This is a genomic window from Paralcaligenes ureilyticus, assembly GCF_004346225.1.
GTDB lineage: Bacteria > Pseudomonadota > Gammaproteobacteria > Burkholderiales > Burkholderiaceae_B > Paralcaligenes > Paralcaligenes ureilyticus.
Genome location: NZ_SMAJ01000014.1, coordinates 1 through 22718, shown reverse-complemented (window position 1 = coordinate 22718; position 22718 = coordinate 1). Strand labels below are relative to the sequence as shown.

The 22718-nt window shown below is 57.7% G+C and carries 23 protein-coding genes; 14 read left to right on the top strand and 9 right to left on the bottom strand.

From position 1 onward, the window contains the following. Position 1: 1 nt before the first annotated feature. The 12 genes from EDC26_RS15355 to EDC26_RS15300 are packed head-to-tail and all read left to right on the top strand — an operon-like array spanning position 2 to position 11356. Positions 2–784, top strand: a complete 783-nt coding sequence (locus EDC26_RS15355) for an ABC transporter ATP-binding protein (RefSeq protein ID WP_132584220.1) — start codon at positions 2–4, stop codon at positions 782–784. Next, on the top strand, positions 781–1563 hold the full coding sequence (locus EDC26_RS15350; protein WP_132584218.1) for an ABC transporter permease: 783 nt from the start codon (positions 781–783) through the stop codon (positions 1561–1563). The genes EDC26_RS15355 and EDC26_RS15350 overlap by 4 nt, the downstream gene beginning before the upstream one ends. 1 nt (position 1564) lies before the next feature. Beyond that, positions 1565–2305, top strand: coding sequence for a TetR/AcrR family transcriptional regulator (locus tag EDC26_RS15345; RefSeq protein WP_132584216.1), 741 nt, complete (start codon positions 1565–1567; stop codon positions 2303–2305). Further along, entirely contained in the window at positions 2302–3117 is an 816-nt protein-coding gene (locus tag EDC26_RS15340; protein ID WP_132584214.1) for an SDR family NAD(P)-dependent oxidoreductase, read from the top strand. Before EDC26_RS15345 ends, EDC26_RS15340 begins: the two co-directional genes overlap by 4 nt. Positions 3118–3129: 12 nt before the next feature. After that, a complete protein-coding gene (locus EDC26_RS15335; RefSeq protein WP_132584212.1) occupies positions 3130–4308 on the top strand; it encodes a thiolase family protein in 1179 nt (392 codons plus the stop codon). 3 nt (positions 4309–4311) lie between these two features. Then, positions 4312–5781: a hypothetical protein gene (locus tag EDC26_RS15330; RefSeq protein ID WP_132584210.1), complete on the top strand. Its 1470-nt coding sequence runs from the start codon at positions 4312–4314 to the stop codon at positions 5779–5781. Positions 5782–5798: 17 nt separating this feature from the next. Further along, complete coding sequence (locus EDC26_RS20405; RefSeq protein WP_165931048.1) at positions 5799–6302, top strand: acetyl-CoA carboxylase biotin carboxyl carrier protein; 504 nt, start codon at positions 5799–5801, stop codon at positions 6300–6302. A gap of 10 nt (positions 6303–6312) precedes the next feature. Continuing rightward, the gene (gene accC, locus EDC26_RS15320) at positions 6313–7704 is read left to right on the top strand and encodes an acetyl-CoA carboxylase biotin carboxylase subunit (protein ID WP_132584206.1); all 1392 of its coding nucleotides are present in this window, start codon (positions 6313–6315) and stop codon (positions 7702–7704) included. Continuing rightward, positions 7701–9251, top strand: a complete 1551-nt coding sequence (locus tag EDC26_RS15315; RefSeq protein WP_132584204.1) for a class I adenylate-forming enzyme family protein — start codon at positions 7701–7703, stop codon at positions 9249–9251. The genes accC and EDC26_RS15315 overlap by 4 nt, the downstream gene beginning before the upstream one ends. A gap of 12 nt (positions 9252–9263) precedes the next feature. Beyond that, entirely contained in the window at positions 9264–9800 is a 537-nt protein-coding gene (locus tag EDC26_RS15310; RefSeq protein WP_132584202.1) for a PaaI family thioesterase, read from the top strand. Positions 9801–9821: 21 nt separating this feature from the next. Further along, a complete protein-coding gene (locus tag EDC26_RS15305; RefSeq protein WP_132584200.1) occupies positions 9822–10640 on the top strand; it encodes a uracil-DNA glycosylase family protein in 819 nt (272 codons plus the stop codon). Next, the gene (locus tag EDC26_RS15300) at positions 10637–11356 is read left to right on the top strand and encodes a cytochrome b/b6 domain-containing protein (RefSeq protein ID WP_132584198.1); all 720 of its coding nucleotides are present in this window, start codon (positions 10637–10639) and stop codon (positions 11354–11356) included. Before EDC26_RS15305 ends, EDC26_RS15300 begins: the two co-directional genes overlap by 4 nt. 8 nt (positions 11357–11364) lie before the next feature. Here EDC26_RS15300 and EDC26_RS15295 read toward each other — a convergent pair whose 3' ends face one another. From EDC26_RS15295 to EDC26_RS15280, 4 genes are all read right to left on the bottom strand, one after another. Further along, positions 11365–11823, bottom strand: a complete 459-nt coding sequence (locus EDC26_RS15295; protein WP_132584196.1) for a CHRD domain-containing protein — start codon at positions 11821–11823, stop codon at positions 11365–11367. 179 nt (positions 11824–12002) lie between these two features. Beyond that, positions 12003–12956, bottom strand: a complete 954-nt coding sequence (locus tag EDC26_RS15290; protein WP_132584194.1) for a Bug family tripartite tricarboxylate transporter substrate binding protein — start codon at positions 12954–12956, stop codon at positions 12003–12005. Between the two features lie 77 nt (positions 12957–13033). Beyond that, a complete protein-coding gene (locus EDC26_RS15285; protein ID WP_132584192.1) occupies positions 13034–13444 on the bottom strand; it encodes a cupin domain-containing protein in 411 nt (136 codons plus the stop codon). A 77-nt stretch (positions 13445–13521) separates the two neighbouring features. Beyond that, on the bottom strand, positions 13522–14610 hold the full coding sequence (locus EDC26_RS15280; RefSeq protein ID WP_132584190.1) for an Ldh family oxidoreductase: 1089 nt from the start codon (positions 14608–14610) through the stop codon (positions 13522–13524). A gap of 120 nt (positions 14611–14730) precedes the next feature. On the opposite strand from EDC26_RS15280, the gene EDC26_RS15275 reads away from it, so the two are divergent. After that, positions 14731–15651: a LysR family transcriptional regulator gene (locus EDC26_RS15275; protein WP_132584188.1), complete on the top strand. Its 921-nt coding sequence runs from the start codon at positions 14731–14733 to the stop codon at positions 15649–15651. A 30-nt stretch (positions 15652–15681) separates the two neighbouring features. Here the strand turns inward: EDC26_RS15275 and EDC26_RS15270 are convergent, their stop codons facing one another. From EDC26_RS15270 to EDC26_RS15250, 5 genes are all read right to left on the bottom strand, one after another. Further along, the gene (locus EDC26_RS15270) at positions 15682–17208 is read right to left on the bottom strand and encodes a tripartite tricarboxylate transporter permease (protein ID WP_132584186.1); all 1527 of its coding nucleotides are present in this window, start codon (positions 17206–17208) and stop codon (positions 15682–15684) included. 2 nt (positions 17209–17210) lie between these two features. Further along, positions 17211–17795, bottom strand: coding sequence for a tripartite tricarboxylate transporter TctB family protein (locus EDC26_RS15265; RefSeq protein WP_132584184.1), 585 nt, complete (start codon positions 17793–17795; stop codon positions 17211–17213). Continuing rightward, the gene (locus tag EDC26_RS15260) at positions 17795–18817 is read right to left on the bottom strand and encodes a tripartite tricarboxylate transporter substrate binding protein (RefSeq protein WP_243700938.1); all 1023 of its coding nucleotides are present in this window, start codon (positions 18815–18817) and stop codon (positions 17795–17797) included. Before EDC26_RS15260 ends, EDC26_RS15265 begins: the two co-directional genes overlap by 1 nt. Positions 18818–19096: 279 nt before the next feature. Continuing rightward, positions 19097–19825 carry a cysteate racemase gene (gene cuyB / locus EDC26_RS15255; protein ID WP_132584182.1) on the bottom strand — a complete coding sequence of 243 codons (729 nt, stop codon included), beginning with the start codon at positions 19823–19825 and terminating at the stop codon, positions 19097–19099. 61 nt (positions 19826–19886) lie between these two features. Continuing rightward, complete coding sequence (locus EDC26_RS15250) at positions 19887–21545, bottom strand: acid phosphatase (RefSeq protein ID WP_132584180.1); 1659 nt, start codon at positions 21543–21545, stop codon at positions 19887–19889. A 188-nt stretch (positions 21546–21733) separates the two neighbouring features. On the opposite strand from EDC26_RS15250, the gene EDC26_RS15245 reads away from it, so the two are divergent. After that, positions 21734–22402 (top strand): thiopurine S-methyltransferase, encoded by a 669-nt coding sequence (locus EDC26_RS15245; protein ID WP_132584178.1) that lies wholly within the window; start codon positions 21734–21736, stop codon positions 22400–22402. Positions 22403–22718: the final 316 nt, after the last annotated feature.

Below are 22718 nucleotides of genomic sequence, written 5' to 3'. Positions count from 1 at the left end.
GATGCAAGCAACAGTCAACGCGCCCATGATAGATATCGACCACGTAAATCACCGATTCTTCGGAAACATCCATGCGGTTTCGGATGCCTGCCTGCAAATCAAGCAAGGAGAATTCGTTTCAATCGTGGGTCCTAGCGGATGCGGCAAGACGACCCTGCTGAATCTTATTGCGGGCCTCTTGCCTTTGCATGAGGGAAAGATAGTTCTAAACAATGAGCCGCCCAAGCCGGGCAGGCACGACGTTGCATACATGCTGGCGCGCGACTGCCTTTTCCCCTGGCGAACTGCGCTTTCGAATGTGATGCTCGCAGGAGAGTTTCGGGGCAAGCCTGGCAGTGATCACCGTAACCGTGCCCTGGATTTGTTGTCTCGTGTGGGACTGAAGGACTTCACTAACCACTATCCGAAGGCGTTGTCGCATGGCATGCGGCAACGGGTTGCTCTGGCACGCACGTTCTCGATGACCTCGCCTGTCCTTCTTATGGACGAACCATTCGGTGCCTTGGATGCCCAGACCAAACTCCAGCTCGAGGACGTATTGCTGGATCTGTACGCGGCAGAGAAACGCACCGTCGTCTTCATCACCCACGACCTGAACGAAGCCGTTACCTTGTCCGACCGCGTCATCGTCATGTCGCCGCGTCCGGGCAGGATCCTGGCCGACATCCCCATTCCTTTGCCACGCCCTCGCTCCGTCAGAGCACTGCAGAAAGACCCCGAGTTCCACAGTTTATACACTCAGCTGTGGTCTTGGCTGGAGCAAACATTGGAGGACACCGTATGACCTCGCCGGCACAAACCGCAAGACGGCGCGAAACCCTGGTCATCTTCGCGCTGCAAATTATCGCCCTTGTCGCGTTGTTTCTTGTGTGGGAGCTCGTTTCAGAGCGCAAGTGGATCGACCCTCTGTTTATAGGCCGGCCGTCGAAAATATTTGAATACCTTTACACCGCGACGTTCGTAGACCAATCACTGTTTAAAGAGGCTGGATGGACTTTGTGGGCGACGGCCGCCGCATTCGTACTGGGCAGCATCGGCGGCATTGTCTTTGGGCTTCTCTTTGTTGTATACCCGCCCGTAGAGCGCTTTTTCGACCCCATGTTTTCGGCCTTGAACGCACTCCCCAGGATTGCGTTGGCCCCCTTATTCATATTGTGGTTTGGATTGGGGTCTTCATCGAAGATCGCGCTGGGGTTTTCGCTGACGTTCTTCATTGTTTTGAACAGTACGGTAGCTGGGGCACGCAGTGTTGATTCAGACTGGCTGATTCTATCGCGGATGCTGGGTGCCAGCCGGGCGAAAATATTCTTCAAGGTTACGCTCGTGAGCGCCGTGCCAACCATCTTTGCGGGCCTTCGCCTGGGAATGATTTACGCCTTGCTCGGGGTAATCGGCGGCGAAATTATCGCTTCACAGCATGGCCTGGGGCAACTGCTCACTTATCTGGCCGGTACCTTCGATACCAACGGCGTATTTGGTGTGCTGTTCTTCCTGGCCCTCCTTGGCGTCATGCTAATCAAGCTGATGAGCATGCTCGAAAACTACCTCTTGAGATGGAAATAATGTGAAGGAAAATAACGTTGACGAGGCTACCCAAATGGATGCCTCGCGCCAAGCCGATAGCACTAGATCCTTTGCCAGTGGGGTCAGGCCTGCGCAACAGGCCCGAAGCAAAGCAACGCTGCTCGCACTCTTGGAGGCGGGACGTGAATCGCTGGAAGAAGGGACCCTGGAAGAACTGAAAATTAGCGAAGTGGCCAGCCGTGCGGGCACCTCGGTGGGCGCCTTTTACGGACGGTTCGAGAACAAAGAGGTTTTCTTTTACGCCATCCAGGAAAAAATCCTCTCTGAGCTTGGAGTTCAGCTCGATGAAATGTTTGCGCGTTTGCAAAAAACGCAAGCCGATGCCTATCAGTACATCAATACGCTTACGACCTTCTGGGTTTCCATATTTCGCAATAATCGCGGCTTGTATCGAGCGGCCTTCAAGCACTCTTCTGCAGTGCCCGGCGTCTGGACCCCTTTCAAGCGCCTGGGCTACCACGGCTCGGAATTGCTTGTAGAAACACTGCTGCCGGCTCTTGCGGATCAAGGCGTGAAAAGCGACGAGAAGCAAATCAGGGTAGCGATGCAGTTCGTTAACGGCCTGCTTGTGAACGCGACCATTAACGACCCCGGACCGGTCAGGCTGGATGATAAGGATATGCAGGGTTACGTGTCACGGTTCTTATGCACCTTCCTAGGCCTCGAGCCGCCTACCGGAAAACGGGGCCGGCCAGGAAAAAAACATAAAGGTGAATCATGAATCGCTTTGCGGCCAAGTCAGCCATTATTACGGGCGGCGCGTCCGGCATCGGACTATCTACAGCATTGCGACTGTCAGCAGAGGGCGCCCAAGTGGCTCTTGTGGACCGCAGCGCCGAAACTCTGGATCAGGCCATCGCGTGCATTGAAGCGCAAGGTGGGTACGCAGTCGCGGCGGTCGCCGACGTTACGGACTCGGGCGCGGTGGATCGGGCATTTACCCAATGCGCCAACAAGCTCGACGGCATATGCGTAATCATCAATAGCGCAGGAATCATTGCCCGGGGCAGCATGGAAGAAACCAGCGACGAGGAATGGCTTCGTGTTCTGAATACCGATCTGTCTTCCATGTTCTACACCGCTCGCGCAGGGGCCAGGCTGCTGCGGCAAGGGGGAGGTGGTTCCATTGTCAACATTGCATCCATTGCCGGATCTCGCGGCGCTATCAATGTTGCCTACGCTGCCGCCAAGGGGGGAGTCGCCTCGATCACGCGCCAGCTCGCCAACGAACTGGCGCCGGATAGCATACGCGTAAACGCAGTCTCGCCGGGCTTTACCCGCACTCCCCTGAACCAAAAACTGCGCTCGTCCAATGCTGAAGCGTCCTGGACGCGTCAGATCCCATTGGGTCGCTATGCCGATTCCGAAGAAATCGCAGCCGCCTGTGCATTCCTCGCATCGGGCGACGCGTCTTACATCACCGGCATCGACCTTGTCGTCGATGGCGGACTGTGCGCCGTATTGCGTCCCTACTCGCCTGCAGACGCCCTTGATACAGACGTTTCTGCTATCGCCTTTCATACATCGTTGTAATCGGAGAACAAGATGACTACCGTCGCAATCGTCGAAGCCCTCAGGACGCCTTTTGGCAGACTTGGCGGCAAACTGAAGCAGTATTCCGCCGTGGAACTGGGCAGCATGGCTGCCTCCGCGGTTCTGGGCCGCTCAGGTATCGCGCCAGAAGAGGTCGGCGAAACTATTTTCGGCTCTGCCATGCTGGCTGCGGCTACGTCGGTGGCGGCCAGACAAATCAATTTCAAAATCGGCTTGCCCGACGCCACGCCGTCACTGACGATAGACCGAGCGTGCTGTTCGGCCATGACGGCCATAGGCCTTGGCGCGTCAAAAATCCGGGCCGGCGATGCAGGCATCGTACTGGCGGGCGGTGTTGAAAGTTGCAGCCAGACACCCTTTCTGATGCGCGGTACCCGGTTCGGCAAGCGTCTGGGCGACTTTCTGGTCGAAGATCCAATACAGATTCGCAATCCGATCACCCACCAATCCATCGCAGCCGTTACAGGACAACAGGCACTGAAGTTTGGCGTGAACCGGCAGCAGCAAGATGAATGGGCTCAGCGTAGCCATGAAAAATATTTCGAGGCCTATGACAAGGGGGTTTATCGCGATGAGCTCGCTCCGATCACCTTCGAAGACCAGGACGTCATGGACATCGATGAATCGCCTAGAAGGAACACAACGTTAGAAAAGCTCAGTTCGCTGCGAACTGTCTATGACGGCCCCACGGTTACCGCAGGCAACGCGCCAGGGCTCAACGACGGCGCCGCAGTGGTCGCCCTTATGTCTGTCGACGAGGCTCGCGGGCGCAATATCGACGTAATGGCCCAGATTGTGAGCTATTCGCAGATGTCCGGCGCGCTGGACTCGTCGGTATTCCTGCCTGGGATGGCAATCATGGAAGCACTGCGGAAAGCCGGCCTCAAGCTCGAGGACCTGAAGCGCATCGAGATTAATGAAGCGTTCGCCGCGATGCCGCTGGTTTCGACCCTGCGTATGGCTGACAACGATATGCCCAAAGCCATGCGGCTACGCGACATCACCAACGTCAACGGTGGCTCCGTCGCCATTGGGCATCCTACCGGAGCCAGCGGGGCTCGCGTCGTCATGGCACTGATACGCGAACTGAAGCGCTTGGGCGGAGGCTATGGCGCAGCAGCAATTTGCGGCGGGTACGGCCAGGCCGATGCGCTCATTTTAAAGGTGTGAACCATGCTGGGATTCGTTGACGAAACGTTTCGTGATGGGCCGCAGTCGCTTTGGGCCACACGAATGAAAACAGAAAGCATGCTTTGTGCGGCCCAGATGATGAACCGGTCTGGTTTTGCCAAGGTCTGCGTCGCATCGGGCGCGTCTTTTGAAACAGCGGTGAAATTCCTGCGAGAAGACCCGTTCGAGCGCGTGCGTTTGCTTAACGACTACATGCCGGACTCGCCGATCGACATCCTGATTCGCAGTCGGAACTTATTCGGCTGGGAGCGTTACCCGGATGAAGTCATAGCCCTGTTATTCAAGTGCCTGCAGAAAGCCGGCACACAGACCATCAAGGTATTCGATGGCCTTAACGACATCGAGAACATCGAGGCGGCATTTCGGATCGGCAAGCAGCTGGGGTTGAAAACCTCTGGCTTCCTGGCTTTTTCCATTAGTCCGGTCCACACCGACGAACACTTCGCCTTGAAAGCGCGCGAGCTTATTGCCGCAGGGGTCGACTCGATCACGATGGGCGATGCCAGCGGCCTGCTGACAGGCGAGCGTACGCGATCCTTGATCGCCGCGCTGAAAGCCGAAACACAGGGGCGGATCCCCATCGAATTCCTGGCACACCACACAATGGGCCTGGCCCACGAGTCGTATCGCGAGGCCATGCTGGCTGGCGTGAGCACGGTTACGACAGCAGCCACCCCGCTTGCCAACGGGGAGTCTTTACCCAGCACGCTGGATATCCTGGCGATAGCCGACGAGCTAGGCATAGAAACAGCGCTTGATGTAGACGCGATTCGACGCACCGACGACTATTTTCAATGGGTCGCCTATCAGGAAAAACATCGCATTGAACCGGCCGTGCAGTTCGATCCGGCCCGCTTCCACGCGTTTGTCGGCCACCAGATTCCCGGTGGAATGATTTCGAATTTCAGGAACCAGCTATCTGAACTCGGGCTTATCCATCGTCTGGACGAGGTGCTGGAGGAAGCATCGCGCATACGCATGGAGCTGGGCTACCCCATTATGGTTACCCCGTTTTCGCAGTTTGTCGGGGTACAAGCCACGTTCAATATTATCCAGGGGGAGCGCTACAAGACGGTTCCCAACGAACTGTATCTCTATGCATTGGGTCACTATGGCAAGCCGCCCGGTCCGATCGACGCGAACGTGCTCGATCGAATCATTAATAGCCAGGATCGTTCCAGCGCGCCACAGAATCTGGACTTCGATGCATTAATACTGGACGACTTCCGCAAGGCTCACGGCCCCTTTCGCTCGGACGAAGAACTGCTGCTGACACTGTTTTACGGCGACAAACAAGTGAAGGCCATGCACCAAGAGCGAAAGATATTTACAGGCCTGCCTACGGTACACACGCCTCTTCGCGCGCTACTTGAAGAACTTGCGCGCGACACGTCGCTTAGCACCCTGGTGTTCGAGCGCAGCAATATGCGATTCAGTATCAACTACGAATGACTATTAGTGGACGAGAAATGAAAGACACAACGGAATCCGGAATCCATTACCCATTTTCGTACCAGGATGCGGTAGAAATTTTGAAACTAATACAAGAGTCGGCGCGCTGCCAGTCGCTGGATCTGAGTATCGGGGACATTCGCCTTAGTTTGACGAGGGCCACGCAAGCAGGGGCGAACGCCGCGCCGGCGTCCGCCATCGCACCACGCGATGTCACCGTTGGCGACTCTGCGAAGCCGCCGGCTCCGATGGCCGTGGCGAAATCCGCTCAAGTGGAGGGTGTGGTCGAAGTCATAACGCCGACATTGGGAGTGTTCTACCGCAGCCCATCGCCCGGCGCCGCGCCCTTCGTCAAGGAAGGCGATGAGGTCAGTCCCGAAGATCAGATCGGCCTGCTTGAAGTAATGAAGCTGTATATGCCGGTCACCGCCGGGGTATCGGGACGCGTCGTCCAAGTCCTGGCCCCAGACGGCGCGCTCGTCGAACATGGGCAAGTGCTGATGCTCATCGAAACCGATTAAGGGGATGGGTATGCCGACCATCCGACGTATTTTTGTAGCCAATCGCGGCGAGATTGCTGTGCGCGTCATACGTGCCTGCAAGGAAATGGACATTGAAGTTGTGATCGGCGTGTCGGAAGCAGACCGCGACTCGCTTCCCGCAAAGCTTGCCGACAAGGCCGTCTGTATCGGTCCGGCATCCTCGTCGCAAAGTTATCTGCGCCACGACTTGCTGATCACCGCCGCAACCGCCACCGGATGCGACGCGGTGCATCCCGGCTACGGCTTTTTGTCCGAACGCCCTGTCTTCAGTCAGGCGTGTACCGACAACGGCCTTATCTTCATAGGCCCCTCGCCCGAAGCCATTCAGGCCATGGGCGACAAGCTCAGCGCAATTCGACTCGCGAAAGAGGCCGGGGTGCCCGTCATTCCGGGCTCAGGGAAACTATCCTCGCCGGACGAGGCAAAAAAAGCCGCTAAACGTATCGGCTATCCATGCCTGATAAAAGCAAGCGCTGGGGGTGGCGGGCGCGGCATGAGGATCGTCAGAAGTGCCGCAGAGCTTCTTCCATCATTTGATAGCGCGCAACGTGAAGCACAGGCGGCATTTGGCGATTCCACTGTATACCTGGAAAAATTCATTGAGCAGGCCAAACATATTGAATTTCAGATCCTGGGTGACCAGCATGGTGGCCTCGTCCATTTATTTGAAAGGGACTGCAGCGTGCAGCGCCGACATCAAAAATTGATCGAGGAAGCCCCTTCGCCTGTCATCACTCCCAAGCAAAGAAAGGAAATGGGCGATGCCGCACTTTCTTTGGCAAAAGCGGTGGGCTACTACAGCGCTGGAACCATCGAGTTCGTGTATGACGTCCAGACCGGCCACTTCTACTTTCTGGAAATGAACACACGCATTCAGGTGGAGCATCCGGTCACCGAGCTGATTACCGGCATCGACCTGGTCAAGGAACAAATCCGTATTGCCGCTGGAGAACGGTTGTCATTCCGCGCGGAAGACCTGGAGATCCGCGGGCACGCCATCGAGTGCCGCATCAACGCGGAAGATCCTCTTCATGACTTCAGACCTGCGCCCGGTCGCGTAAAAACCTGGCGTCCTCCGGCTGGTAAGGGCGTGCGCCTGGATACGCACTGCTATGAAGGCTACTTGATCTCGCCTTTCTATGACTCCATGGTGGCCAAACTGATTACCTATGCGCCTTCGCGCGAGCAGGCACGAACCGAGATGAGTAAAGCGCTCGAAAACTTCGTCATCGAAGGCCCATGCACCACCATACCGTTGCACAGGGCAGTGATCGCAGATAAAGCGTTCGAAGACTCCACGGTCACCACTCGCTGGCTGGAAGGCGAGTTTCTTCCGCATTGGCACCCGCAAGATAACTCGACCATACAGGAACCTATATGAATCTGATTGATTTTTTTGACAAGAGCGCGCGTCTGTATCCAAACCGGGTAGCCGCAATATTCGAAGACCGTCAATGGCTATATCGCGATGTGTTGGATCTCGCAACTCGTATAGGAAACGGACTTCGCAGCGCGGACGTCAGTGCCGACACTAAATGCGCCGTCCTCAGTCGAAATGACCCTATCGCGTTCATCTCGATGCTGGGCATCCTTAAAGCCCAAGGCGTATGGGTACCACTCAATCCCAGCAACGCTAAGTCTCAGAGCATGCATATCCTGAACGCCTTCGATGTCGAAGTGCTGTTCTTCGAGAAAGAGGAAGAAGACTTCGCCCGGGCGGCGAAAGAGGAGTGCCCCGGGATCAAGCTCTTTCTGTGCGTGAACGGGCCCAGCACTCTCGGCGCCACGGTGGAGCCCTGGGCGGCGAGCCAGTCACCGGAGCCCCAGCCATCGCCCTGGGCGCCAGAAGCGCTGTGCTGGCTGCGCGGAACAGGAGGCACGACAGGGCTGCCGAAAGGCGTGATGAACACCAATCGCAACTTTGAAACAATGATGGCCAATTTTCGAGCCACGCTGTCCTTCGATGAAGCCCCTGTCTATTTAGCATGTGCTCCACTAAGCCACACAGCTGCGGTGCTGTCCATGGTCACTTTTGGCATGGGCGGGACCCTTATCATCCACCGCAAATTCGAAGCACAGGCAACCCTAAAGGCTATTCAGGCACGGAAGGTTTCCTTCGTTTACCTGCCGCCAACAGCCATCTATTCGCTGTTATCGCAGCCCAATGTCCACGAGTTCGACTATTCGTCGCTACGGCACTTCATTTACGGGGCAGCTCCCATCTCGTCGACTAAGCTCCATGAGGCCATCGATGTCTTCGGCCCTGTCATGACGCAGGTATACGGTCAGACCGAAGTGCCCACGTCGGTGACGTATATGAGCCCCGCAGACCATCTTTCCGAAGACGGGTCCGTCAATGAAAAGCGCCTGCTCAGTTGCGGAAAACCCGCGCCCTTCTCTCGGGTCGCCCTAATGGACGACTCGGGCAAGCTTGTGCCGCCAGGATCCATTGGAGAAATCGTGGTCCAGGGAGGGCTCGTTATGAAGGGCTACTACAAAAACCCTGAAGCAACCGCCGAGGTTTCCACATACGGGTGGCACCATACCGGAGACTTGGCCTATCAAGACGAAGACGGATTCATCTACATATGCGACCGCAAGAAGGAGATGATCATCACAGGCGGATACAACGTCTATCCCCTGGAGGTCGAGCAGGCAGTGCTTAGCCACCCTGCCGTTCAAGACTGCGCCGTTGTCGGTGTGCCTGATGAAAAATGGGGCGAAGCGATCAAGGCAGTCGTTGAAGTAAAAAAAGGTTTTTCGTTGACCGAAGATGAGTTGCTTGCGTTCTGCAAAGCGAAGGTAGGCAGCGTGCGCACGCCTAAATCCGTCGATTTCATCGACGAACTGCCACGCAGCGGCGCAGGGAAAGTAATGCGAAAAGAGGTGCGCAAGCACTATTGGACAGCGGAAACACGCAATGTGTAGGCCTGCTGACTCATGAAGAACACATTGCCCACCGCGACGCCGACCGACGCAAACAACACAGAGAGTCGTTCAAACCGCCTTCGGGACTACGAGATAGACCCCGTGGCGGTAAGAGCGGCATGTGAAAATGCCCTGGAAACCTGGCGGCCTGCCATGGGCGAATTCTTTCTGGCGCGTTTTCTGGGACTGGCGTTGCGTTATGACGACCAGCATTGCACTATCGACTTCGATGTCGCCGATTTCATGCTCAACCCCAAGGGCACTCTGCATGGTGGCATCATCGCTCTAACGCTCGATACATCCATGGGGCATTTACTGTCGCACCTATATGGCACAGCCTCCACGTTGGAAATGAAGGTGCAGTACCTGCGCGCGGTCGCCCCTGGTCCGGCCAAGGTAGTCGCCAGCGTACTCAAGAAGGGCCATAGCGTTTGTTTTTTGCAAGCCGATTTTTACGACAGTAGCGGAGAGATGGCGGCATTTGCCACGTCGACGTGGAAGTTATCCGCACGCCACAACCCTCAACCCCTGCCCGCGACCGCTTCATGAACCGGACATTCCTGCTTTGCCTTGACGCTTAACCTACCCTGCGACGTCGGAAAGCGATTTCCCCCGGGGCGGGCTCCCGCCCGAGACTCTAGCCCGGAATCGATTAATATCCTGAATATGGACACGGAAGCCGGCTCACGGGTACAGACCATCGATTACAGCTGTTTCAGCGAGCTGGCGGCGGGGCTCGCCCAACTGGACAGACCCGCTTACGCGGCGGCCGGAAAAGATTCCTTGGTACCGGTCATGGGCCTGGGGCTGCCCACCGCAACGCTATGCATCATGGGCCGGGATCCGGGCCGGGCAGAGATCGCCGCCGGCGCACCTTTCATGGGACCATCGGGCCGCGTGCTCAGACGCATGTTGACTGCGCAGGCCACCGCTCACTTAACTGACGACAAAAGCGCCGACGGCGAAGGCACCGGCTGCAACAGGCCACCGGCCTCGCTGTTCTGGCTCAATACGGTTCCCTACAAGCCCATCGCCAACCGCGCGTGGCCGCTGGCCGTGCAGCGCTTGTTCCAGCCACTGATCCGCGACATCATGCTGATGCAATGGCACGGCGACCGCGTCATTACGCTTGGCAACCAGGCCTTCCGTTGGTTTGGCATCGGTCAGCCCGCCGACGAACGGGCACGCATGGACACCTACTGGTCCGGCGATCGCCGCTACCTCGACCCGCTGCGCGTCCTGGTCGCCAATGCCAAACGACGGCGCTGGCTGACGCTCTATCCCCTGCCCCATCCCTCTCCCGCCAACGCCGTCTGGCGCGAGCGCTTTCCGGCGCTGCTGCAGCATCATCTCGATGCGCTGACGTCGGATCAGGAGGCAAGGCGATGACCACTTCGGACACATCCTCCGCTGCGAGGGATAAACAATCAGCCGACCTGGACACGCCGGCGCGGCATCGTCTTGTGCAAGTCTGGGACGCACCGATACGCCTGTTTCACTGGCTGGTGGTAGTCCTGGTGGCAGCGGCCTACCTGACATGGAAGCTCAACTGGATGGGCTGGCACGTCTTGATCGGCGAGACGCTGCTTGCGCTGGTGCTTTTCCGCTTGCTGTGGGGGTGTTTCGGCAGCGAAACCGCGCGATTCCGCCGTTTTCTGGCTTCGCCCGCCGCGGCGTTGCACCATCTGCGCCACCTGTTTCGCCGCGAACCCGACCTGCAGGTCGGCCACAATCCGGCGGGCGGCTGGATGGTGCTGCTGTTGCTTGCTTTACTGCTGGGCGAGACGTTAAGCGGGCTTTACATCAATAATGACATCGCCGACGAGGGGCCGTTCACCGAATGGGTCTCTGCGCCGATCGCCAATGCCATCACAGCGCTGCACGAAATCCTGTGGGATGCGCTGCTGGTGGCCGTGGCGCTGCACGTGCTGGCGATCGCGTTATACGCGGCAGCCAAGGGACATAACCTGCTGCGCCCCATGCTGACCGGCCGCAAGCGCCTGCCCGCGCGCATCGCCGCACCGCGGCTGGCGCCGCCGGTGCGGGCGCTGCTTCTACTGGCCATCGGCGCCGCCATGGCGGCGCTTCTTGCAAACTACCTCTGACGCAAGCGTCAATAACCCTTGGGCGGCAGCACTTGGCCGCGAATCTCGCCCGACGGATGATCCTTGGTGTGCACGTTGATATACATTTCACCGGCGGCAAACTCTTTCGCATCGGCCTCAGACAGTGTTGCCTCGCCCTTGAAGGGGCTGGTGACCGGTGAGCCTTTTTGAGACAGCCAAACTTTCACACCCGCATTCTTGCCGGACGCGGCAGGCCCGTGAAAATGCGCCATGGTGGGCGCACTGGACAAGCCGGTAAAACTGATCGTCCAGGTAACAACCCGCGTACTCGGATCGTAGGTGAGATTGGCAGAGCCACTGCCCTGGGTCTGGACGGGAGGCACTTGCTGCATACCGGCAAGCGGTACGGTAAACGAGACCGGCGCCGCCTGCGTCAGGGTCATCGACCCCGCACACACGAGGCCTGCGAGCACCACGAGGGCCCGCCGTGATATAGAAATATTCATTTGATTACTCCTATCAGATACGCCTGGCTGGAATAACAGCTGTTTGCTGTCGTTTCATGGAGGCAGAGGGACCAAAGGCCCGCCCTCAGGGAAGAACGGGCGCGGCCTGTTAATGATGCTAGCACAACAATTAGCGCCGCCGCGACAGAAATCGGAGCCGACGGCCGAACGCCCTATGCTTAATTGACGGCAATACCCGCATCGTGGATCAATTTGTGATAACGCGCCAACTGAGAGCGGGTTTCGGCACCCAGTTCCTGCGCCGTCGAGCCGCGCGGCGTCAGGCCAAAGTGCGCGTAGCGCTCGATTACCTTGGGATCCTTTAATGCTTTTACGACTTCGGCGTTCAAGCGGTCGATAATATTCTTGGGGGTGCCGGCCGGCGCGACAATGGTGAACCACGAATTGAACTGGAAGCCTTTCAGTCCGGATTCGGATATGGTCGGCACGTTGGGGTATTGAGGCATCCGGCTGGGCGTTGTCACGCCAATCAGCCTCACCTTCTCGGTGTTCACCAGCGCCGTGACTGTGGCCAGCCCCTGGAACGCCAGGGACACCTCATTGCCGGCGACCGCAACGGCGGCTTGCGTTGCCCCCTTGTAGGGCACATGCCGCAGGCTGATGCCTGCATCGGCTGAAAACAATGCCATCGCTATATGTTGCGGGCTGCCGATGCCGCCCGAGCCGTAATTGATTTTTCCGGGAGACGCCTTGGCCGCCTTGATGACATCGGCGGCCGATTGGTACGGAGATTCGCGTGACGCAACCAGTCCCCACTCCACCGTCGCGACCAGCGATACCGGTTCGAAGTCTTTGAGAATATCCCACGGCAGATGGGAGCGGACGTTAGGCAGCATGGTCATGATGCTGTCGTTGAAGCCGCCGATGGTGTAGCCATCGGGCGCGGCCCTTGCCACTTGACTGGCTCCAATCTGGCCGGATGCGCCAGGCTCATTTTCCAGGATGATGGATACGCCCATATTGGCCGACATTCTTTCAGCCAGGACACGTGCCGCATTGTCGACCGCACTGCCGGCAGCCAGCGGGATGATCATTCGTATGGTTTTGTCCGGATAGGCGGCATAAACCTGGGTCGCGGCGCAAAGCAGAGCCGTGCAAACAACAGTACTCATGAATCGAAACATCGTTAATCTCCTGAATTATTATTGGCCTGGGGCGCTGCTGCTCTGCGGCAGCAGATCAAGTTCCTTTACCGATTATGTTCGGCCGACACCGGACGCGTTTCGCCCGTTTCGACCAAGGTTCGGGTCGCGGCGGGCGAAGCATAAATCCACAGAATTTTCATCGGCTCCTCCGACGACATATTGCGGAAGCGATGAGGAATATTGGGTGGTATCCAAGTCGTGTCAAAAGGCTTTAGCTCGTGCTCCTGGCCTTCGATGTCGAGAAAGGCATGTCCTTGAAGCAGCATGACGCTTTCCTCGCAATTGTGACTATGAAACGGGATAGCCGTGCCAGGCGCAAATTCGGTAATGCCATTGATGAAAGAAGTGGCGCCGACACCCGGCGAAACCAAAGGCGTGGTTCGCGCCCCGCCGCCACGGTCATAGCTTTTAATCTGATCGGGCCGCATGACAATGGGCGCGTGTTGCTTATTCATAATTCAGGCTCCTTGACAAGATATCGTCGCAACTCCACGGCCCGGCCAAAACAGCTCCCGACGCTCGTGACAGAGATTTACATATGTGCGGCTTCCATAAGGGGTAAGGCACCAATGCCCATATCCCTCGCCAATTCGTTAAGTTCAATGACCAGGCCCGGCGCAAGCGGAATACCTGTCTTTACATAGCGTACGCGCTTCTCGGCACTCTGCTCTCCCGGCAACCAAATGCGCTCCACCCCGGGCAGACGCTGACTGCCGTGAATCTCGCGTGCCAGTTGGTCTACAGCCCCTTTGAAATCGTCGGGGTCGCGAAATGCCTTGAGATCAATCACCAAAATGGCCTGGCCGGTGTTGGTCGGCGTTGTGTGGTCATGATTGAAATCCACCACATCGCGGCCCATGGCGGCTCCGCCCAAGGTTCCTGCCAGCAACCCTACGACCAGCGCGAGACCATAGCCTTTATGCCCGCCTATAGGAAGCAGAAACCCTTCGCCCGCCCTGGCGGGATCCAGCAAGGGCTTGCCCTGGCGGTCGATCATCCAGCCTTCGGGCATCATTTCGCCGCGCTTGGCTTTCGCCTTGACCTTGCCGTAGGCGGCCACTGTCGTGGCCATGTCGAGCACCACGGCAGGTTCATTGCCCGCGGGGACGCCAACGGCAATCGGGTTGGTCGACAAAAGCATTTCCGAGCCGCCCCAGGGCGGAAGATGATTGGCACTGCCCACCGCAAAGTACAAGCCCAGCATATCGTGCTGCAAGGGCTTGCGCACATACAAAGAGGCCGGGCCGGCATGGTTGCTGGCACGAGTGCTGACCCAGGCCACCCCACATACGCCCGCTTTCTCTATGGCCAGATCGACAGCGCGCGAAACCACCAGATGCCCCATGCCGTTATCGCCATCGAGCACCGCCATGGCGGCGCGCTCGCTGACCACGCGGATATGGGGCCGGGTGTTAATACCTCCGGCCCGGATGCGCTTCACATACTGCGGCAAGCGAATGACGCCGTGGCCATCCGAGCCCTGCAAATCGGCCTCGGCCATCAGGCCGGCCACAATGCCGGCATCGTGCGCGGGCAAGCCGGCGCGCTCCAGGGCTAGGGCGATAAAGCGGGCCAGCTCCGAAACGCTGACTCGTGAAGATGAACTGTTTTGGTCAACCATGATCAAACCGTATGAACGTGATCAAAGTCTATGGGCATTATCCGGTAGCGTCCAATGCTGTATATTGACCGAGCTATATCACTTTGATATAGAGCGTCGAGAGGCACCCTGGAGAACGCGATGGACCTTCGCGCACTGCGCTACTTTGTCGCTGCCGCTGATGCGGGCAGCCTGAACGCCGCTTCCGCGGCGATCTCAATTGCCCAACCGGCGCTGACGCGGCAGATTCGCGAACTCGAGCGCGACCTGGGCGTAACGCTGCTCTACCGTACGTCGCGCGGGGTTCACCTGACGACATCGGGGGCGACCCTCTACACCGCGGCGCAGCGGATTCTTGCGGAAGCCGGCCGCGTCAGAAAGCAGCTTGAAGACCCCGGCAGCGTGGCTGAATCAACCGTGGTCCTGGGCGCCTCGCCAACCCTCGCGAGGATTCTTATCCCGGGGGTTTTCGAAACCTGCCAACGCACACTGACCCGCATGCCTCTTTCGGTGCGTGAAGCATTTACTCCCGCCCTGCTCGATTGGCTCGTCAAGGGCATCGTCGACATCGCCATCATCACAAAAACCGATGACTGCGCCGGGATGCCGATCACCCTGCAACCCTTTCTTGGAGAGCCGTTCGCCCTGGTTGCGCAAAAATCACGCAAGATCAAACCGGTTATAGAGGCCACCGATTTGCGGCAAATCCCGTTGTTGATGACCACCCTGCATCGGGGTCTTATCGAACAGCAACTCGCGCCGTTGGGGATCCCCCTGAATATTCATGCGGAAGTCAATTCGGTCGATACGATACGCGAACTTGTTCTTGGAGGAGCCTGGTCGACGTTAATGCCGATCTCGGTATTCAAGCCGATCATGCCTGGTTCAAAAATTACGCTATCGGAAATATCCGGGGTCCAGCTAAACAGGCAACTATTGATTGCGACACGGATTGAGCGAGCACAGAACCCCGCAGTTTCGGTGCTGAAGGACCTGATCATCACCGAGGCCGGCCGATTATCCCGGGATGGGGTATTCAGTTTCGGGGCGCCATCTCGATAGGAGTGTTGCCGGCAGCCACAAGGGCTGCCACTACAACGATTTCCAAGCGCTTTTTCTCATTCTTAAAAACGCAATATTCTGTTTGGCCACAGGATAAAGTATTGAAAAGAAAGCAGCGACCATCAAAACGCCGCTTAAAGGCTGCCGGAAAAAAACCGTCCAGTCATTGTGGCTGACAATCATGCTGCGCATGAAACTGGATTCTCCGATGGGGCCGAGAATGGCCCCCAGAACCAGCGGCGCAATCGGAAAATCCAGTTTTTCGAACAAATATCCCATCACGCCAAAAATGACGATCATCCAGACATCCTGCAGGCTGTTCCGGTTTGCATAGGCGCCCACCAGGCAAAAAAGCACAACGATGGTATTCAGAATGGATTGAGGAATCGTGAGAACTTTCACTACCAGCCCGATCCAGAAAAAGCCAAAAATGCACATCCCGATAATGCTCGCGAACATCGATGCAAAAATGGTATAGACCACGTCGTGCGACGCGGGATTGGTGAGCAGCATGGGCCCGGGCTGCACGCCATGCAGCAGGAAGGCCGCCAGAATCACGGCGGTGGCGGCGCTGCCGGGGATGCCCAGCAAAAGCATCGGTATCATATGGCCGGCCACCGACGCGGTGGAACCGATTTGCGGCGCCACGATACCTTCCGGTATGCCGGTTCCCAGCTTTGCGCGACGGGGGCCATATTGCCTTTCCGTTCCGTAGCAAATGAAGGAAGTGATCGTTGCTCCGGCGCCTGGGACAACGCCCAATAAGGTGCCGATGGTGCTGCTGCGCAGTACGGTTCCCTTTATCTTCCAGACTTCCCTGAACGACGGGAAGTGCGTCTTGACGGATTTTTTGCTTACGTGGGTATTGTCCAGCACAAGCCCTTGCCCTACCCGCTTGAAGACCTCACCCAATCCGTACATGCCGACCAGTATCGCCACGAGCTGTACGCCATCGCCAAGCATTGGAATCCCGAAGGTGAAGCGGCTTACGCCATAGGTACTGTCTACGCCTATGCTGGCCACCAACAGCCCCAGGCAAAGGCTGATCACCGCATTGATCAATGATTTTCCCGCCAGCGACACCACGGTCGTCAGGCCGAAAAATATCGCCGCGAAATAATCTTCAGCCGTAAATTTCAGCGCCACTGCCGTAAGCGGTTCAGCCAAAAGGACCATGACCACCGAGGACACCAGCCCGCCCACCAGCGCCGCAATCAGAGCCCACCCAAGAGGTTTGGCCGGCCCCTCGGTGCGCGCCATGGTGTACCCGTCCCAAAGCAGCGGCACATCATTGGGCTCCCCGGGTATTTTGTAAAGAATGGTGGTGAAGGCGCCCCCGTATGTGCCGGAAAAATAAATGGCCGTCAAGAGAATGATCGCCGGCTCGATCTGCATTTTGTAGGTGAAGGGCAGCGCCAGCACGACTCCCATGACAAATCCGAGCCCCGGCATAATCGAAACCGCCATGCCGACCAATATTCCCACCACCAGCATTAAAAAATCGGAAGCCTGAAAGATATGCGCAAATCCAATACCCAGATTGTGTAAAAGCTCCATGTTCAATGGATCCCCATGAGCGCCATCAAGGCCAGGGAAACCGCAGAAAAAGGCTCCTTGCCGATAGGCAGCGAAACATAAACCACCTTCATGAACAAAAACATGAAGAACAAGGCAAAGCCCACTCCCGCTATGCACAGGGTCGCAACCCGGCGTTGACGTCCCACCCACATTAAAGCGACGCTGTAGAAAATGGTCGCAATGAAAAAGCCCAAAATCGGCAATAGCCATACATAAGCGGCCGTTATCGCAACCGCCGCCCAAACCATCTTCGGATAAATTTCAGGCGGAGCCAGCACCGCGGCAACATCCTCGTCGATAACCTCCCGCTTGTCCGGCTCAGCCTGCCCGGCCCAGACCACTTTTATTATTCCGAGGCAAGCCGTAAACATCAACAGGCAAAGGACTATTTTGGGCCAGGCCCCCGGCCCTATCCGGCCGGACGATTCCGAAAATTCAAAATTGTCGGCCTGGTAATACAGGAAAAGCGAAATCACCACCATCGCCAGATAAGGCAATGCCGCGCTCAATCTTTTACCCAGGCTCGGCTCGAGTTCGCGAGCTGAAACGGACTCGCCGGGATGCATTATTTTTTGCTCCGCGCAATCACATCCTGGGCCTGTTTCAGCCAGTCGTCCATGAACGCATGGGCGCCTGCCAACGGTATGTAGCTGTTTGGATCGGCATATTGCTGGTCCAGATACGCTTTGAACGACGGGTCTTTAGCCACTTGCGCAAGCGCATCGGCCAGGATCTTTACCCGATCCGGCGGCGTTCCGGCACGAACCACGATGGCGCGGAACTGGGGCAAGGTCACGTCATAACCCAGTTGCGACGATACAGGCACTTTTGCAAAAGCCGGTATGTTGACGGGATGCGGGTAAAAGAACAGCAACGGCCTGATTTTTCCCGAATCGAAATAGCTGCGTACGTCGCCGGTTTGCTCATAAAGCACATCGCTGTTTCCGCCCAGAATCGAACTATATCGCAGGCCTGGACTGGCGTAAGGCACCGATTCGAACTTCAGCCCCTTACTTGCCAAATACCTTGTAGTGATATCGTCGGCGCTGCCAAAACCGGTCACCGCCACGGTCAGTGTTTTCGCTTTGGCGGCCTTTTCAAGATCCGCCCAGGTTTTATAAGGGCCATCCGCATTCACCCAGTACCCTGACGGCTGCTGAATCATGATAGCCAGGGGAATCACCTGATCCAGCGTGAACGGGGGGTGCTTTTTGGCCACCAAAGCATAGGTATCGCCAATCAGTATGGCCATGCTATAGCCATCGGCCGGCGAAGTCAGCAGCTTGGTCAAGCCGACCATTCCATCGGCTCCCGGAACGTTGATGACCGGTAATGACACTTTCAGGGATTCCGCCATGATCTTGGAAGCGGTTCTGCCAAGCAAATCGGCTCCGCCGCCCGCCCCCCAGGGAACAATGAAATCTATGGGATGATCGGGAAAGGCGGCATGAACCGGGCTTGCGCCTGCCATCAGCATGAACAACCCCAAAACAAAGCCACAGCTTGTCGTCAGGCCACGCACCTTGGCGCGGATGCCCTCTTTTATTTTGGTCTTGCAGGAATTTTGCTCAGAATCATTCGAACGCATAGTTGTCTCCTGATATTGTGCGAAATAACGAGCGCGCACAGTTTTTATTGACTATTGCTTCATAAATTCCATCTTTCGATAACGCGTGGTCAAGGCGCCACGCCCGCGGCATGATTCCCATCGAGTGGATCGAACCACTTCTCCCCAGCGCCTATTATTTTTTACAGTTTAGATGAGTGTCGAGACCTATTTGTCCCAATTTATGCATTTCTCTATTTTTTATATGGCATCTGGTGTCATTCAAACTTGAGGCAATGTGACGGCCAAACGCCGGGAAAACTATTCTTCGCTATGGCGGTACCATTCCAGGGCGGCCAGAGCCAATGCGTCGATGGAGTCTGTCATCGCAATGCCCAGTCCAGCCCGCCGCGCGTGCGGTATGGCCAGCGGCAACTCGGTGCAGCCTAGTACGACCGCATCGGCGCCGCGGCGGCGCAGCTCCGTGACGACTTCGGCCGCGGGCGCATAAGCCTGATCCAGGCAATTGGTTTTCACCAGGTGAATCGAATCGGCGCAACACTGTTCAAGCCGCACGCCGGCAGGCGTTATGCATTCATAACCTTGCGCCTCCAGCGCGCGCTGATAAAGCCCGCTTTTCAGCGTAGTGGCCGTGCCCATCACGCCGACGTGGCCCCGATCCACGCCTTGACGGCGTAAATCGTCAATGACCGCCTGCACAATATGCAGTATGGGCACGCCGCTTTCCGCGGCCAGCGGCTCGTACCAGAGGTGCGCCGTATTGCAAGGAATAACGATGGCCTGCGCACCCGCCTGTACCAGATGATTCACGCCATTTTGCATCCACGGCAAAGGATCGACGCCCTGTCCGGCGTGCCCCGCGGGGCGATCAGGCACGCGGGGGTCGCTCCACAAAATGACAGGCACATGTTGTTGATCGCACTCGCCTGGTGTCAAAGCAATTAGCCGCGTCATGAACGCCGCCCCCGCCATGGGCCCCATGCCACCCAGCACCCCCAAAAACCGGCCCTTGAACCTATCGTCATCCATCGACCTGGCACCCACGCTGTTCACCGAAAATTCGTTACTCGCGGTAACGAGTGGCACTACGCTACGCCAGATCCAGCGTCTGCGTCAAATCGCCAAGCGGCGCAAGCCCGTTGGCCGCAAACGCCTTGTCGCGGGCGGCCACGCCATCGAGCGGCGCCAGCCCATGCACGCGGCTGATAAAACGCAGAATCGAATTGGTGTCGTATACCGTGTGTTCGACATGGCCCTTTTTTGCCAGGGGAGAAATAACGATGGCCGGTATTCGCGAACCCGGCCCCCAGCGATCGCCTTTGGGCGGCGATACGTGATCCCACCAGCCCCCGTTTTCGTCGTGCGTAATGATAACGACCGTATTGGCCCACTGTGGCCCGCGCCGGATATGCTCGACGACATTGGAAATGTGCCGGTCGCCGGAGGCGACATCGGCATAGCCTGCATGCATGTTGAGGCTGCTCTGCGGCTTATAAAACGCGACGGCCGGCAACCGTCCGGCATCGATATCCGCAATCAGGCGATTGGTCGACGGATCGTCGCCCAGGCCCGCGTCGCGCAGATGAAGGCGGCGCGCCGCCGTGCCCGGCGCGTAGTTGGCAAAGTAGTTGAAGGGTTGATGATGATATTGAAAATCCGGCACCGGCCCCGTGCCTGTGTGATCGAGCGCATATTGCCACGCACCGCTATACCACGCCCAGGCAAGCCCTTTTTCCGAAAGGCGGTCGCCGATAGTGGCGTAGTGCTGGGGCGGCAGCACATGAATATTGGCGGGATCGGCGAAGGCCGGGTCGCCCCCCTCGGCCGGGCGTACATGGCTAGGCTGATAGGCCGCGGCCATGGTGTTGACGGCATAGCCGTCGGCCGTCAGCGCGCCATCCTTTTCAAATTTTGGCGGACCGTCGAGTGCCGAGGCGGGAGAGTTTCCGGCAAGCTTCAAGCGCGTTCCAGCCGGATCGTTGCCTTCCACGACGGAAACGAGTTTATGCGCGGGACTTTGTTGAACGTTGGGATAGAACGGGGCCTGCGCGGAGATCAGGAAGATGTGGTTAAGCCACGAACCGCCAAAGGCTGCCATGAAAAAATTGTCGCAAAGCGTGTACTGGCTGGCCAGTTGCCAGAGCCGCAGCGTTTGAGCCGAATCGCGATAATGCCCCATGACCATGCCGCCCGAATTGGCCCAGGCAACAAACTGATTGTTGCGCCCCGCATTGATCTGCATCTGGTTCTGATAAAAACGATGCCACAGATCGCGCGTAATGACGCCTAGCGGCAACGGCGCGCCGTGCGCATCGGCAAGGTGGAACGGGCCGTTGGGCAGGCCGTCGATCTGGTCTTGCGTAATCTCGAAATGCTTGCCGTCAACCTCTTGCGGGCGCGACACCAGGCCGCCCCATATCTTCGGCAGGCGGGCCAGCGGCGTGCGGCCATCGCGGTCGAGCTGCATGGAGTCCGAAGCAGGCACGGCCAAGAGCGGACTTTGCACCCCGGGAAAGTTGCTATACAGATTATTGAAGCTGCGGTTTTCCGCATAAATCACGACGATATTGCGCACTTGCGACCGCAACGCCTGATCCAGACGCGCATCAGCGCCCGTACGCGCGGGCGAGGTGGTTTCGCAACCTCCCAGAGCAAGCCCCATGCCCACCGCGGTGAGGCCTCCCAGCAATCGGCGCCGCGCGGGGTCCTGCGGCTCGTCGAGGTTGTGATCGTCGGCATCCTTATTCATACGCGGTACCTTCCTGAAGTCGGGTGGGCAAAGAATGGCTACGGCCGCACGAAAGGCACACGAAAGCCGTCAGCTCAGTGCATTATTCTATTCTTGCACTGTGACATTTACTGGCTCGCTCAGGTCAAGCCGTTGCGACGGCCCCGTTTCTTGCCTAAAATCCACGCAACATTAAAAGGGGAAAAGAGATGGAGGCTGATTTCTGGCTGCAACGGTGGCGCGAAGGGCAAACCCGCTTTCATCAAGACCGGGTCATGCCGCTGCTGCAAAAATACTGGCCGGGTCTATCGCTTCCCACAAACAGCCGTGTGCTCGTGCCGCTCGCGGGGAAGTCGCTGGACATCGTCTGGTTGGCCGAGCAAGGCCACCGTGTGTTGGCGGTCGAGCTTTCCGCCCTGGCGGTCGAGCAGTTCTTTGCCGAGAACAAACTGCATCCAGACACCCACGATACGCCTCTCGGGCGCCACTACATTGCCGGCCGCATCGAAGTGATTTGTGGCGATATCTTTGGGCTTGATGCCGCAACCTTGGCCGAGTGTACCGGTTTCTACGATCGCGCTGCCCTGATCGCCCTGCCTCCCGCCATGCGCGAACGCTATGTCCAGCATGTTTACGGGCAGCTTTCCCCCCAGTGCCGCGGCTTGCTCATCAGCCTGGACTATCCCCAAGCGCAAATGGATGGCCCGCCTTTCGCCGTCCTCAAGCCCGAAGTCGAAGCACTGTACGCCGGGCAATGGGAAGTTCAGACCATCGACGAACGCGATGTCCTGGCCAAAGAGCCCAAGTTTGCGGCGCGAGGGCTCACGCACCTGAATACCGTGGTGTATCGGCTGGATCGGCGGCCGCCGGCACGCTAGGGCATTTTCGGTTGACGTGTTTACGGAACTGAATGCGTTTCGCGTCGCTGTTTTTTTGGGTCGTTTTCGGTGGGCGGGTACTTCTATTAAAACGCCGCAGGGCGAGGGGTGGGTACCGTCCGGTCCGTCCAGCGGTCGTGGCGCTGCGCGCCCCGACTGCCCGGGTCTGCCTCGTCCAGGCGGGCGTCGGGCGAACTCGCTGCGCCTCGCGCGCGAGGCTGCGCTTGTATAGTTTCTTTAAGCGGTTTTGTTTGGTTTTTTATCTGGTTTTTTCAAGCACCTTTTAGTGGGACACTAAAAGGTGCTGGGGTGGAGA